The organism is Cupriavidus gilardii, assembly GCF_017598945.1.
Classification (GTDB): Bacteria; Pseudomonadota; Gammaproteobacteria; order Burkholderiales; family Burkholderiaceae; genus Cupriavidus; species Cupriavidus gilardii_E.
This window is the reverse complement of sequence record NZ_JAGFTW010000038.1, coordinates 17,584-30,409: the sequence shown is the minus strand read 5'-3', so window position 1 is coordinate 30,409 and position 12,826 is coordinate 17,584. Positions and strand designations below refer to the sequence as shown.

Genomic DNA, 12,826 nt, shown 5'->3' with positions numbered 1-12,826 from the left:
CTCTATTTGTGGCAGACGGCGCAGGAGCCGTTGCCTTCATCTACCCCGTAGATGTCGTCGATGTCATCGGGGCAGGCCTTCACAGGCCGTAGTGGGTTGATCGGAATGCTCTTGCGTACGCGAGCTCGGCGGATTTCATATTCTGCCTCGATTTCCGCTATCCGCTCGGGCTGCTCCATGTCGCTGAGGGATTCGCCCTTTGACCAAGTAAAGGGCGAGCCATGCTCCAAGGCGTCCTTTTCCAAGGCCTTGGCGGCTTCATAGGCATCGGGGTGCCTCTCTCTTAGGCGCACCCACTCGATCTTCTGCTGAAAGAAGCAAAAGGTGCAGCCGCTGCGCGACCGCCACTCGTAATACTTCGGGTAGCCAACGCCAGAGTTCTCTAAGATATCGAGTACGCCGACCTTGTCGATGCCGACCTCGCGGAAGGGAAGCTTAACGAATAGGTTTTCGGCTTTGGCCGCGTACCCTTCGCGATAGTCCTCATCAGCGCGAATGGCCACATAGCTTGTGACCTTGTCACCTGCTGCTAACATCGGCTTCACCCATTTCTCGAAGGGTGCAAGCTTCAGCATCTTAGTGCACCAGCGCGTGTTGGGGCTGGGCAAAAAGTGGTTGTATTCGCGCAGCCAGAAGCTGAAATCGCGGCCGGGATTCAGCCGAAGGATGGGCTTTCCCAACTTCCCCTCGAGCTTACCGAGGAACTCATAAACCTCCGGTAGCTCTTCGCCGGTATCGGTGAAGAAGTATTCGATGTCGAGCTCGGGGTGCCGGTCGCGCATGTAGACGGCCAGCGCGGCACTGTCTTTGCCGCCCGAGATTCCCAGAACGTGACGTTCAGCCATTGGCTGTCTCCTTGTCAATGGACGCTAGCTTCATCCCGGCCTTTGCCAGGATTGCAAGCAAGACTTCGGTTCCTAAGCCTTGGCCTTCCAGCATTGAAGCGACCTCGTTGGCTTTGGCCTCCACCGTCTTGCGGTGGCGCTCCGATATCGCGAAGGAGCGCGAGAGCATCTTGGTCTCTGAGCCAGCACCAATGACGACGGCGATGGCCTCGCTGCGGGCCTTGCGACCCTGCACCGCCACGAAAGCCTCGGTTTCGCGAAAGCGCCGGGCAAACTTCGCTAGCTCTAAGATTGCCACGTCGATGTGTCGATCCACCCAGTCACGCGGTGGCTTGTCCGCAGCCAGGCTGAGTATGCCTTCGAGCGAGGCTCGGCTTCCATCGAAGTTGGCCAGGCGCGTCGCGAACGCGTCCAGACGCAGATCACCTGAGACGCCGCAGACCGATTCGGCTCGCTGGCGCAGTGCGTCGAGGTCTTCGCGGCTCGCATCGAGCGCGTTGAACATCTTGGCTTCGACTTCGGCGAGCATCTTTCCGTAGGCGCCTGCGAGCTCCTGCAGCGGAGCGCGCAGGGCTTGCACATAGGCGTCGCCGTCGGCGGCGTTGAGCAGGGAGGCCATGTCGACGAACAAGACCTTGTGCGGATCGCTAGCCTTCAAAAGCATGTCGCGAATTGCTTTGGCGGTCGCTCCCATTTGCTGCGTACGGCGCGCCCACTCCGGCAGATTGAAGACCATGGCCACCAGGCCACGAGCCGCTTCGAGCGGATCTGCCGCACCGGCGTTCTCGCCGATTTCCGCCAAGAGCTTTGCAATGCCATCTAGAATGCGGTTCTTGTCTTCGTCGATGGCCACCCAGCGCAGAGAGAAACGACGGGGGTCTTGTAGACACTCGTCGATGTCGAAATCCGTGAGTCGAGGCATGAACATCCCGTCTTTATAAACGGCAATGTTAGCTTTGTGCGCCAGGAGGAAAGCCGTGAGGACCACTGGCTGGACACCCTGCTTCATGCCGAACGGTGGCGCGCTCCACATGGCATAGATTTCGTGGACGTCGACGCGAGCGTTGGTGTCTGCGAAGAGACCGCGCGTCGCTTCCCACAACGGCCGAAAGCCCTCCGCGTATCCGTCGCCTGGTGGCATGCATCGCCAAGCTCCGGAGTCATCTTGACGATGCAATTCCGTCCTATTGAGCAGTGTCTCGTAGAGACCGCGCTCGGCCGGGAAGCCTTCGAAGCCAAGGGCTAGTCGACCCTCGGCGTTGACCAAAGCGTGCAGCAGTTCGCGGCGAGCCTTCACACTGTTGCTTGAGAGGCTGTCGCGGTTGACCAGCTCGCTCCACACAGGAGGCGAATCACTGAACAACTCTTCGGCGAGGGCAGAGGCGACGCGCGAGAGTTTGGAGCCCGGCTCGACGACTTCGTCGGTCCCGTCATGCCACTTCGCCAGCGACACTGCCGCATGCAGTTGATCCTCCAGATCCGCGCGGGTGGCAGCTAACCGAGCGTAGACCTCTCGGCGAGCCACGGCATCGCCCGATAGCTCGTGGCGATCCTTGACCTGCTCCAATGCCACGAGCTCGGCGGAGAGCTCTGCGATGCGGGCGTGATTGGCCGGAATGCCCACCATCACAGGCCATGGGCGAAGCTTCGAGCAGGCCTGCGCCCGGAGCCGCGCGGCACGCGCCGTCATTCCTTGGCTCGGCAGGGCTAAGATGAACGTCCCGAACTCGCCGTTCTTGGGCCGGAAGTCGGCTGCAGTTTTCTCGGCCTGCTCGATGCCGCACAGCGTCAACTCCATCCATCGCATAGATCCTGTCTCGTGATAATGCCGCTTGGCTACCACCGGATGCAGCCCCATGAATTGGGCAAGGCGCGCATAGTCGATCCCAGGCGAGGCAGCTAGGGCCCGCTCGATGGCAGAGTCGATGTCAAAGTCGCTGCCTTCGAAGACCGACCAAGCGCCGATGTAGCTCTTGTAGAGGGCGACTTTGAGATCTGAGAGCTTCTTGAGCGCCTCGTCCAGCTCTTCGCGGCTTTTGTCGTAGAACAGAGCTCCGATGACCGCTGCGTCGGCCGCCAGGCCCGACCCGTTGCGGAAGAGATCAATGACCGCAATGTTCTTGATTAGCGAGACCAGCAGAGCGTCGCCCGTCTTGGCTTCGGCCCGCTCCACGGCTTCGACGGCTTGCGACCAGCGGTGCCCGTCAGGGGAGGCAAGGATCGCGGGCTCGAGATTCGAGCGTAGGTAATCCCAATAGTCGCTTGGGCGATACCAGCTCGCCTCGCTTTTGAGGGTTGAATTCAAGTATGAGCGGAAGCCATTCGGCTCCACCGACGACAAGAAGCCGAATGTGCTGCGCTCGTTCTGCCCAAACTGCCGCTTGGAGATCGGACCAAGCAGCGCGGCCATGGCAGGGTGCAGCGGCCAGCAGGCCTCCAATGCCGCGGCGAAGTTCTGCCCCACGGCGGGACGGCGTGAGCGAATCGCCTCCGCGATAGCTTTGGATGCGTCGCGCATCCAAGGCGGACGTTCCTTGGCTTCGATTGCGCGGCCGATGAGCTCCACGACCTCGTCACTCGCGGCGACAAAGGGTAAGTCAAGGTAGCGACCTTGCACCTTGGCCCAGTCGTCGCGAGTGTCGATTCCTAAGCGAGCAGAATACTGCGCGAATGATTGATGCAGCACGCCCACCACCACCAAACGACCCTCAGAGCGCGCGGCCGCTTCGGCCAGTTCTTGGAAGAAGTAGACATCATCCCCAGAACCTAGGGCGGAAGCCTCCAAGAACTTGCCCATCTCATCGATGATGACCAGGGCGCCGTCGCGCGGGCGGCTCTTGGCCTCTTCGAGCAGATCGGCAATGAGCATTTGGGCGTTTGGCTTTTTGCGCCCGTCAATCGTCTTGCCTTGCGCGCGACGAAGCGCCGCGTAAAGCTCGGCCACGACGCTGCCGCGCCGTCCCACGGTCGGAACGATCAGCCATCCTTTTTGGACCGGGAAAGCCTTGTCGAAGGCGGGCTTCGAATCCAAACGCAGAGCTTGGCGGGCCTTTGCGCGAAGGTTCTTGTTGGGATGCAGCGCGCTCGCCAAAGCGACGGCCAATGAGCTCTTGCCGCCGCCAAAGGGACCGGTCCAAGTAAAGCAGCGTTGATTGGTGTTGGCGAGTTGCTTGCACATGCCGTCGACCACGGCTGTTGCCGTGGCGTGGCAGATATAACCGGAGAGCGCGTCCGCGCGGCCAATGTCGGCGTCGACGCGGATGGAGCGCTGGTATTGGCTCGAAATTTGAATGATGTCAGAGAGAGCCTGTTGTTTTTTTTCAGTCATAGGCGCGTCTGATCATGTTCTTGATGTCTTCACTAGACAGTTCCTTGCGGTGGACTTGGCGGAGGCCTGCGGAGTCGGTCCATTCCAGCTTGCCGTCAGTGAAGTCGGAGAGGGCGATGAGTCGTTGAGCGATCGACTCCTCGTCGAGCTTAAAGACCCGGCCCGGTGACCCTTCTGCGTAGGCTACTGTTTCAAAGGCCAGCGAGCTTTGACCTTCAGCCTCACGGCTCCAGAAGTCAACAAGGGCATAGGCGAAAACGCCGTTGTGTAGGGATGCCTTCGGGCCCCGGCGGAAGGCGTATTGGCCTCTGTGGACTTCTTGCAGCAAGCCCAATTCGCCCAACAGCGGCTCGGCGAAATCTTCGGGGGAGCCGCCCGCCGCACGGGGAGCGTAGCTGCGCAGGCACGTCTCCAAGTCGCGTGAGATCGTCGCGGCTGAGAGCCGGTGCTTTGGATCGAGATCACGGGCGTAGCGAGCCAATGGGTCTTCGAGCTCTTGGCGTGTGAACGTGGGTGCCGTCACATGATTAAATAGCCAATACCACGTCGTCGAGCGAAAGCAACGGCCCGCGAGCTGCCAATGCGCGAGCCATGCGGTCGAGGGACTCTCGGCGTAAGGGTCGAGGCCCCCATTGTTTAGGATTTCCTTGGCAAGATCGCGGATGCGATAACTGTCGCCGTCCTCAAACATTACGCCGCAAGCCAAGGCCCAATGACGGATTGACGCCACCATGTTCTTGCCTACACCGAATTCTGCGATGGCCCTTTCATCGGCGAAGGCCGATTTACGAATCAGTTCTCCATCGGTGGCTTGGTCGAAAACCTTCTTGAGCCACATTTGACGCAGTGGAAACGTCTCGTGGCCCGAGAAATGGGCCGGCATTCTCTGATTGGTTTTTGGCATGGCGCTCATGTTGCTATCTTAACCCGGACTGGTGGATCTCACCAGTTGGAGGACCTTTCGATGGCTGTATATAAACACAGTATCTCGAGGTGCGCTATGAGAATGGTCGACATGTTGCGCGTGTGGCCCGATAACGAGGACCGGATGCTGGGTATACCAGCGTTCCTGCAGCCACACCCAACTTAAAAAGGTCACGCGAATACCGCCGTGACCCTTTTTCATTTCCTAGCGCTAAAACTCCAATCCGATACGACCCCCTCAACCAGCATCAACACTCGTCGGAAAATGCACCCCCGCCCTTTGCGCCGCCTGCACGATATGGTCCGCCATCGCCCGCTGCGCCAGTGAAGGGTCGCCAGCCGCCAGCGCATCAATAATCGCCGTGTGCTCAATGAACGTAGCCCGCCGCGCCCCGCGCTTGTAGAACGGCAGGCGCTGGCTTTCCTGAACGACTTCCGCACTGTTGCGCAGAATCTCCGCGATCGCCCGATTGCCCGAGATCCCGATGATCTGCATGTGGAAATCGAAATCGAGCTGCGCGGCCTGGGTGAAGTCCGAGGCTTCGATACAAGCCTGCATCGCTTCGGCATTGGCACGCAACGCGTCGATATCGGCCGGCTCCACCACCAGCGCGGCGAGCCGCGCGGTGAAATTCTCCAGCGCGAAGCGCAGCTGGTAGATATCGGTCAGCGAGTGGGAATCGGCGAAGCGCCAAGGCTGGGTGGAAGACGAGGAGTTTTCCGCGACGTACACGCCCTTGCCTGGGCGCGGCACGATGAGACCGAGTCCCTGCAAGGTGGAGAACGCCTCCCGCAGCGAGGTCCGGCTGATGCCGAGGCGCTCGGAGAGCTCGCGCTGGGAAGGCAGCAGCGAGCCTGCGGGGTAGGTGCCGTCGTTGATCCATTGCTGGATCAGCCGGGCGGCATTGGCGGCGACTGCGGTCGAGTTGAACATGCCTGATGTCTGAACGAGGAAGAGCGCCGAGGCAGCAGCGGACGAACTGGCCGCGCAACGAAGCGGAGGGGCGCCGCTCAGGCAGACGATTGTACCCGAGCGTTGTCTCGCGCCCCCCCTGCGCCCCTGGCGCCGCGGCGCCTACTTGTTCACCAGCTTCGCCGGCACCGTGTACGTCAGCAGGGCGCCCATCAGCAGCACGCCGGCGAGGACGAACATTGCCAGGTTGGTGCTCTGCGTCGCGTCCTTGATCAGCCCGATCATGTAGGGGTTCAGGAAGCCGGCGAGGTTGGCGAACGAGTTGATCATCGCGATGCCCGCGGCGGCGCCGGCGCCCGACAGGATTGCGGTCGGCAGGCTCCAGAACAGCGGCGAGGTGGCGAGGCTGCCGCCGGCGGCCAGTGCCAGTGCAGCGAGCGACCAGGCCACGTTGTCGCTGAACACGGCGCTCAGCATCAGTCCCGTGGCGCCGCAGCAGAACGGCACGATCAGATGCCAGCGGCGCTCGCGCATGCGATCGGAGCTGCGGCTGACGAGAATCATCGAGCAGACCGCGACCGAGAACGGCACCGCGGTCAGCAGGCCGATATGCAGCGCGCTCGATACGCCCGACTGCTTGATCAGCGTCGGCAGCCAGAACGTCAGGCCGTACTGGCCCATCACCGTGCAGAAGCAGATGAAGGCCATCTTGACGATGCGCGTATCGGCGAACAGTGCGCGCAGCGTCGGATGCGCGTCCTTGGCCAGGCGTTCGTTGGCGATATTGCGTTCGAGCAGGGCCTTCTCCGATTCGGTCAGCCACTTGGCGGAGCGGATGTTGTTGTCGAGGTAGAACATCACCGCCACGCCGACCAGCAGCGAGGGAATGGCCTCGATCAGAAACATCCACTGCCAGCCGCGCAGGCCCGACACGCCCTGCATCGATTCCATGATCCAGCCCGACAGCGGTCCGCCGAAGATGCCGGACACCGGGATCGCACACATGAACAGCGCGACCATCCTGGCGCGGCGGTGCGATGGGAACCAGTAGGTGAGGTACAGGATCATGCCGGGATAAAAGCCGGCCTCGGCGGCGCCGAGCAGCAGGCGCAGCACGTAAAACTGCGTCGGCGTGGTGACGAACATCATCGCGGCGGAGATCAGCGCCCAGGTAATCATGATGCGGGAAATGGTCGCCTTGGCGCCGATCCTGTGCATCAGCATGTTGCTGGGCACCTCGAAGAAGAAGTAGCCGATGAAGAAGAGACCCGCACCCAGGCCGTACATCGCCTCGCTGAACTGGAGGTCGGCCAGCATATGCAGCTTGGCGAAGCCGACGTTCACGCGGTCGAGATAGGCAACGACGTAGCAAAGCATGAGGAAGGGCAGGAGGCGCCAGGCCACCTTGCGGTAGACCGCATTCTCTTGCGCGACGGCCGGGATGTCGGCCTCGGATGCCGGCGATAACGCCGGGCGGGCTTGGTAGGGTGTCATGGCAAGTCTCCTCTTGTTTGTTGTATCGCCGGGCGTGTTTAAGCTGGTATGACCAGTATGAGGTGAGTGTCAGGGCGCCACGATAGCGTCATGCTGCGGTCGCCGGAAATCGGCGTTTACCCGCCACTATGACGCATTGACACTAATCGACCATATCGTAATACTGGTAAGACCAGTACATGAATGACCTGACTCGGATCCGCCATGCCTCTTCTTACCGATTCACAGCCCCTGATCGCGCAACCGCTCACCGCCGACGCCTTCGCCCCCTTCGGTGACGTCATCGAAAGCGATGGCCATGCGCCCATCGCTATCAATCGGGGCATGTGTCATCGCTTCCACGATCTGGCCGAAGTCGACGTGTCGTCGAACGACGGACGCCCGCTGATCAATCTGTTCGAGTCGCAGCCGTATGCGCTGCCGCTGGCCCTGATCTCGTTCGAGCGGCACCCGCTTGGCAGCCAGGCGTTCATCCCGTTGGGGGAGGCTCCATTCCTCGTCGTGGTGGCGCCGCCCGGCGACACGATCGAGCCGCAAGCGGTGCGGGCCTTCGTCACCAACGGCCGGCAAGGCGTCAACTATCGGAAGGGCGTGTGGCACCACTCGCTGATCGTGACGGACAAGGTTGCCCGGTTCGTCGTGGTGGATCGTGGCGGGCCGGAGAACAACTGCGATGAGTTGGAGCTGGCCGGGGGCACCACGCTGTGGCTGACCTTGCCGCAGACCGAGCGCGAAGGGGCGTCGGGACAGGAAGCCACGTTGTTTTGAGTAGGCAGTGTCGTGGCGGGCTTCGCGCAGGGCCGGCTAGCCCGAGAGCTTCGAGCAACCATCCCAGTCACGCCGCTCCGACAGGCTGCGTGTCCTCGATACACAGCGACGCTATCTGCCAACGGCCGTCCACCACCAGCCACAACTCGAGAAAATCGAACTGGTGGACGATCCTTCCGTCCCGTTTCAAGCAGGCCGATCCCGTTACCGTGGCCCAACTCTTGTGCTGCTGGATCTCGGTGCCGGTCTCCTTGAACTCCGCCTCGCCGGCGCGCTTGTTCGGAAATTTCTTCCGGCTGCGTTCGATGTAAGCGATCTGATTGGCTTTCGAGACGAGCTCGCCATTCGCCTTCAAAAAGAAGGTCGGCGCCTCCAGATAGTCGAGCCAGTCCACCTCGCCGTTCAGGCGCGCATTGACCCAGACATCCCTTATCTGCGTCAGCGAATACTTGCTACTCATACTGCAGCAAGATGTCCAGTTGCTCAGAAACGTCCGTCAGCTTGCGCTCCATCACCCGCTTTGCGTCCAGCACGCCTTCGTTGTACGCCTGCGCTCGCACCAGCTTGTACAGCTTCTCGGCAAACGGGACCACTTCCATATTGCCGACGGCTATCTGAAGCTCGCTGTCGAGAAGGTCGCGGACTTGGGATGAAAACTTGATCAGGTCGAAATCGTCGTTGCGCATCGGATTCCCGGCTCGTGGAAGTTGGACTTGGGCGCTCCTCGGTCGTGTTGGGAATGTACTTCATTGTCCAGACCCACGACCCGAGCAGAGCCCTCCAGGCGAGAAGGCCGGTTTTCCCGGCCCATCACGCCCGGTATGCGATCATTGGCCGCAACCGCAGAACACGCTCTCCCATTAATGCTGTTGAAGTCTCTTTCCAAAATCCGCCGTCCGCAGACCGATTCGTCGCCCGAAGTCGCCATCATCGTCCCCTGCTACAACCAGGCGGCCGTAATCGCCGATACGCTGAAATCGGTGCAGCGCCAGACCTATCCGCACTGGCGCTGCATCGTGGTCGACGACGGCTCCACCGACGACACTGCGCAGCGCGTGCAGGCCTTCGTGCAGAAGGACCGTCGCTTCACCTATATCCGCAAGCAGAACGGCGGCGTGGCGTCGGCGCGCAATCTCGGCATCCGGCTGACCGGCGGCGAATACATCGTGCCGCTGGACGGCGACGACAAGATCCATCCGGACTACCTGCGCCGCGCCATGGCGTACTTCCGCAAGCACCCGGACACGGCGCTGGTCTATTGCCAGGCGATGCGCTTCGGCGCGAAGAAGGGCAAGTGGCGGCTTCCCGAATACAGCTATCAGCGGCTGCGCTTCGAGAACATGATTCACAACTGCGCGGTCTATCCGCGCGGGTTGTACGACCGGACTTCGGGCTATTCGGAAGCGATGAAGCACGGCTTCGAGGACTGGGAGTTCTATATCCGGCTGCTGGACCCGGAAGCGAAGGTGCATCGGATCGATGCGCCGCTGTTCTACTACCGCATCAGCAAGCGTTCGCGGACGACGCAGCAGCTCACCGGCGGGCATGAGCGAGAGTCGTTGGCAACGATCTATCGCAACAACACCGAGGCCTATTCGGACGTAGTGGCCGATCCGATTTCGAGCGTCAAGGCGGCGCGGCAGCTATTCCTGCCCGACGTCGTCAGGCGCTACAAGCGGCAGCGCACGCGCATGCATTTGGGCTATCTGGCCGTGATTCTGCTGTTGGCGGTGCAGGCGTTCGACTGAACGATGGAGGGGATTTTCTGTCGCGGTGGCCAGGCCCACCGCTTCGGATCAAAGCACCGCGCCCGGCACGGCGGCGATATCGAACAGGCTGCCGCGGAATTCATGGCTCCCAATATGTCCTACCTCGAACCACGGCGCACCATAAATCTTCCCGCCAATCTGCCGCCACCGTTTGCAGAACATCAGATCCTCCGACAGCATGTCGCCGTGCTCGTCCCTGCCGAGATCGAAGAACACGTGGATCCTTTCATCGCTTGAGCGGTCCGGCGATTTCATGGTCGCGTCCGGGTACATCGCGGCCATTCGCTCGAACACCTGCCGCTTGATCAGCATGATTCCCGTGCCGATGCCTTCGACCTCCACCGGCGTTCGAACATTGAAGCCGCGCCCCGGCTCAACGAGCTGAAACGTGCCGTACGACGCCGCTACCTTCGCCAGCTCGTGGGGCTGCATCTCGGGGTGATTCCGCGCGGCAGCCGCGACGTTGGGCCAATGGATTTCCTTGCGCGGACACATCGCCGCAATCACGTCGACATCCGTCTCCAGCATCGCCAGCACGTCGGCGCTGCGAAACACCATGTCGGCATCGATGAAGAGCAGGTGGCTGCAGCTTGTCCGCTTCAGAAACCAGTTGGCCAGCAGATTCCGCGCGATCGTGATCAGGCTCGAACTCTTGGTCCACGCGTATTCGAAGCCGATGCCCCGCTGATACAACGCAGCCTGCAACTGCAGCAGCGAATGGGTATAGGAGCCGTCGCACTGATCGTTGTAGATCGGGGAGGCTACAAGCACGCTGGTTGGAAGTGGATTGGCGTCCTGGGAGTCCATGATGCGTCCGTTGTGTTCTGAAGACATTCCACTATATCGCCCAATGCGGCAGCTGCTTCACTCGATTCGCGCTTTCCTCATAAAATTACCGATCGGTAATTTTCTCCTTGACGTTCGACGGTGAAGGTACAAAAATTACCGAACGGTAATTCACGGGGTATGAGATGGCGATAAAGGAACAGAACTTCCCGAACGGTAACTTAAATCCGGCCGGTGTCGTCATCCATAGTTCCACCGACCTTGGCGCCACCATCCGCCAACGTCGCGAACAACTGGAACTCAAGCAAACCGATCTCGCGGGTCTCGGCGGTACCGGCAACCGCTTTGTCGTCGAACTCGAGCGAGGCAAGCCGACGGTCCAGCTGCAGAAGGTTCTCGACATCATGGACTTGCTCGGGCTCGAAGTGGTGGTGAAGCCCAAGACTAGCGGAGGCCTGTGATGGCCCGGCCTGAGCGACTCAGCGTCCTGTGGGGCGATGACGTGGTCGGCACCATTTACGATACCGCGCCATTGGCCTTCGCCTATTCGCCGGCTTGGCTGGCCCGGCAGGACGGATTCCCGGTCGCCGCCATTCCGCTGGTGCCAGACCGGCAGGACGGCGAGGTGGTGCAGGCGTTTTTCGAGAACCTGTTGCCCGAGGGCGAGTTGCGCGACTATCTCGCCCAGCAGAAGAAGGCATCGACCTTGTTTTCGATGCTGCTCGAGTTCGCGGGGGATACGGCGGGCGCCTTCGTTATCGTCCCGGAAGGCGACGTGCCGAAAGCGCCGACGTATCAGGTGACGTCATGGCAAGCGCTGGGTGCAGCGCTGAGCCAGCCATCGGCGGCAGCGGTGGACCTGAAGGGGGCGCGTGCGCGCATCTCCCTTGCCGGTGCACAGGACAAGACCAGCCTTGCGATCTTCGATGATGGCGTCCCGCGTCTTCCTCGTGGCGTCGCGCCGTCGACGCACATCCTGAAGCCGGACATCAAGCGCCTGGCAAAGGTATGGCAGTCGGCCGCGAACGAGACCATCGTGATGCGCGCTGCGGCCGAGTGTGGCCTGCCGGCGGCCGAGGTCTTCTATGAACCGATGACGCGAGCATGCGTCGTGCGGCGCTTCGACAGATACCAGCGGCCGGATGGAACGTTGGGGCGGCTGCTCCAGTACGACCTGTGCCAGTTGGCCGGCACCGTGTCCGATCGCAAGTACGAAAAAGAGGGCGGTCCTGGCATCGCGGGCTGTGCAGCCCTGATCCGACAACGCAGCGTTCAGTCGGCAGTCGACCTGCGCAACTTCCTGAACTGGATCTTCTTCAACCTCTACGTAGGCAACAACGACAGCCACGCGAAGAACCTGTCGCTGTACGTGCTGCCGGGCCAGGGCGTGAGGCTGACCCCGTTCTACGATCTGATGTGCACCCGCTTGTATGCCGGCCTGTCGAGCGAGTTCGCGTTTTCGATCGGCGGAGAAAGCCGACCGGGAGAGATTCGCCGCCAGCACGTCGTTGCGATGGCAGAAACGCTGGGCATGCAGCCACGCTACGTGTTGAACCTGGCAGCGGAATTGGCGCAACGGATGCCGGGCGCAGTGGCGCGCGCGGTGGAGCAAACCTTGCCGTCGTTGCCGCATGGCGCGCGCGATCTCGCGGATCGCCTCGAGCGATTCATTCAGTCCACGACGCGCAAGGTCTCTGCCCGCATCGCGGCCTGAACAAGCCATCGCTCAATGATGATGGTGGTGATGATGCGCCCAATGAATATCGTTCGACTCCACGAACGACGCCACCGCGTCCTTGTCGCCGGTGGCATGCCGCATCATCTCGCCGCATTTGCAGAAGCCCTGATACGGCGTGATATGCGAGCAGGCCGATACCTTTTGCAGGTATAGCGTCACGGGCTTGTTGCACTTCTTGCACTTGAACGTCAGCGTGCGGGCGGGTTTGGGGCTCATGGTGGGACTCGGCAAGCGAAATTTGGCCCGAAGGCGAGGGGCATG

At 61.3% G+C, this 12,826-nt stretch carries 13 protein-coding genes; 4 read left to right on the top strand and 9 right to left on the bottom strand.

The features are described from left to right. Window positions 1-2: 2 nt before the first annotated feature. From J5T34_RS13850 to J5T34_RS13830, 5 genes are all read right to left on the bottom strand, one after another. On the bottom strand, window positions 3-845 hold the full coding sequence (locus J5T34_RS13850; protein ID WP_208580257.1) for a phosphoadenosine phosphosulfate reductase family protein: 843 nt from the start codon (window positions 843-845) through the stop codon (window positions 3-5). Next, a complete protein-coding gene (locus J5T34_RS13845; protein WP_208580256.1) occupies window positions 838-4,173 on the bottom strand; it encodes an ATP-binding protein in 3,336 nt (1,111 codons plus the stop codon). Before J5T34_RS13845 ends, J5T34_RS13850 begins: the two co-directional genes overlap by 8 nt. Continuing rightward, complete coding sequence (locus tag J5T34_RS13840) at window positions 4,166-5,086, bottom strand: DUF4007 family protein (RefSeq protein ID WP_208580255.1); 921 nt, start codon at window positions 5,084-5,086, stop codon at window positions 4,166-4,168. Before J5T34_RS13840 ends, J5T34_RS13845 begins: the two co-directional genes overlap by 8 nt. A gap of 249 nt (window positions 5,087-5,335) precedes the next feature. Beyond that, window positions 5,336-6,031 (bottom strand): FadR/GntR family transcriptional regulator, encoded by a 696-nt coding sequence (locus tag J5T34_RS13835; RefSeq protein ID WP_208580254.1) that lies wholly within the window; start codon window positions 6,029-6,031, stop codon window positions 5,336-5,338. A gap of 141 nt (window positions 6,032-6,172) precedes the next feature. Beyond that, the gene (locus tag J5T34_RS13830; protein WP_208580253.1) at window positions 6,173-7,504 is read right to left on the bottom strand and encodes an MFS transporter; all 1,332 of its coding nucleotides are present in this window, start codon (window positions 7,502-7,504) and stop codon (window positions 6,173-6,175) included. 204 nt (window positions 7,505-7,708) lie between these two features. Here J5T34_RS13830 and J5T34_RS13825 point away from each other — a divergent pair, with 204 nt between their 5' ends. Beyond that, entirely contained in the window at window positions 7,709-8,272 is a 564-nt protein-coding gene (locus J5T34_RS13825; RefSeq protein ID WP_208580252.1) for an ureidoglycolate lyase, read from the top strand. Window positions 8,273-8,339: 67 nt separating this feature from the next. On the opposite strand, the gene J5T34_RS13820 is transcribed toward J5T34_RS13825, so the two are convergent. Together J5T34_RS13820 and J5T34_RS13815 are read right to left on the bottom strand one after the other, a co-directional pair. Beyond that, on the bottom strand, window positions 8,340-8,732 hold the full coding sequence (locus J5T34_RS13820) for a hypothetical protein (protein ID WP_208580251.1): 393 nt from the start codon (window positions 8,730-8,732) through the stop codon (window positions 8,340-8,342). After that, a complete protein-coding gene (locus J5T34_RS13815) occupies window positions 8,725-8,958 on the bottom strand; it encodes a DUF2164 family protein (RefSeq protein WP_208580250.1) in 234 nt (77 codons plus the stop codon). The genes J5T34_RS13820 and J5T34_RS13815 overlap by 8 nt, the downstream gene beginning before the upstream one ends. A gap of 183 nt (window positions 8,959-9,141) precedes the next feature. Between J5T34_RS13815 and J5T34_RS13810 the strand changes: the two genes are divergently transcribed. Beyond that, on the top strand, window positions 9,142-10,020 hold the full coding sequence (locus J5T34_RS13810; protein ID WP_208580249.1) for a glycosyltransferase family 2 protein: 879 nt from the start codon (window positions 9,142-9,144) through the stop codon (window positions 10,018-10,020). Window positions 10,021-10,068: 48 nt separating this feature from the next. On the opposite strand, the gene J5T34_RS13805 is transcribed toward J5T34_RS13810, so the two are convergent. Beyond that, window positions 10,069-10,875, bottom strand: a complete 807-nt coding sequence (locus J5T34_RS13805; RefSeq protein ID WP_208580248.1) for a hypothetical protein — start codon at window positions 10,873-10,875, stop codon at window positions 10,069-10,071. A 137-nt stretch (window positions 10,876-11,012) separates the two neighbouring features. On the opposite strand from J5T34_RS13805, the gene J5T34_RS13800 reads away from it, so the two are divergent. Continuing rightward, complete coding sequence (locus J5T34_RS13800) at window positions 11,013-11,288, top strand: helix-turn-helix transcriptional regulator (protein ID WP_208580247.1); 276 nt, start codon at window positions 11,013-11,015, stop codon at window positions 11,286-11,288. Further along, window positions 11,288-12,541: a type II toxin-antitoxin system HipA family toxin gene (locus tag J5T34_RS13795; protein WP_208580246.1), complete on the top strand. Its 1,254-nt coding sequence runs from the start codon at window positions 11,288-11,290 to the stop codon at window positions 12,539-12,541. The genes J5T34_RS13800 and J5T34_RS13795 overlap by 1 nt, the downstream gene beginning before the upstream one ends. Window positions 12,542-12,553: 12 nt before the next feature. Here J5T34_RS13795 and J5T34_RS13790 read toward each other — a convergent pair whose 3' ends face one another. Further along, window positions 12,554-12,781: a hypothetical protein gene (locus tag J5T34_RS13790; protein ID WP_006575803.1), complete on the bottom strand. Its 228-nt coding sequence runs from the start codon at window positions 12,779-12,781 to the stop codon at window positions 12,554-12,556. Window positions 12,782-12,826: the final 45 nt, after the last annotated feature.

Excerpts from the sequence above, each read along its gene's own strand:
- J5T34_RS13830 (WP_208580253.1), bottom strand. The coding sequence starts at position 7,504 with ATGACACCCTACCAAGCCCGCCCGGCGTTATCGCCGGCATCCGAGGCC.
- J5T34_RS13850 (WP_208580257.1), bottom strand. The coding sequence starts at position 845 with ATGGCTGAACGTCACGTTCTGGGAATCTCGGGCGGCAAAGACAGTGCC.
- J5T34_RS13790 (WP_006575803.1), bottom strand. The coding sequence starts at position 12,781 with ATGAGCCCCAAACCCGCCCGCACGCTGACGTTCAAGTGCAAGAAGTGC.
- J5T34_RS13795 (WP_208580246.1), top strand. The coding sequence starts at position 11,288 with ATGGCCCGGCCTGAGCGACTCAGCGTCCTGTGGGGCGATGACGTGGTC.
- J5T34_RS13805 (WP_208580248.1), bottom strand. The coding sequence starts at position 10,875 with ATGTCTTCAGAACACAACGGACGCATCATGGACTCCCAGGACGCCAAT.
- J5T34_RS13840 (WP_208580255.1), bottom strand. The coding sequence starts at position 5,086 with ATGAGCGCCATGCCAAAAACCAATCAGAGAATGCCGGCCCATTTCTCG.
- J5T34_RS13835 (WP_208580254.1), bottom strand. The coding sequence starts at position 6,031 with ATGTTCAACTCGACCGCAGTCGCCGCCAATGCCGCCCGGCTGATCCAG.
- J5T34_RS13825 (WP_208580252.1), top strand. The coding sequence starts at position 7,709 with ATGCCTCTTCTTACCGATTCACAGCCCCTGATCGCGCAACCGCTCACC.
- J5T34_RS13845 (WP_208580256.1), bottom strand. The coding sequence starts at position 4,173 with ATGACTGAAAAAAAACAACAGGCTCTCTCTGACATCATTCAAATTTCG.
- J5T34_RS13800 (WP_208580247.1), top strand. The coding sequence starts at position 11,013 with ATGGCGATAAAGGAACAGAACTTCCCGAACGGTAACTTAAATCCGGCC.
- J5T34_RS13820 (WP_208580251.1), bottom strand. The coding sequence starts at position 8,732 with ATGAGTAGCAAGTATTCGCTGACGCAGATAAGGGATGTCTGGGTCAAT.
- J5T34_RS13815 (WP_208580250.1), bottom strand. The coding sequence starts at position 8,958 with ATGCGCAACGACGATTTCGACCTGATCAAGTTTTCATCCCAAGTCCGC.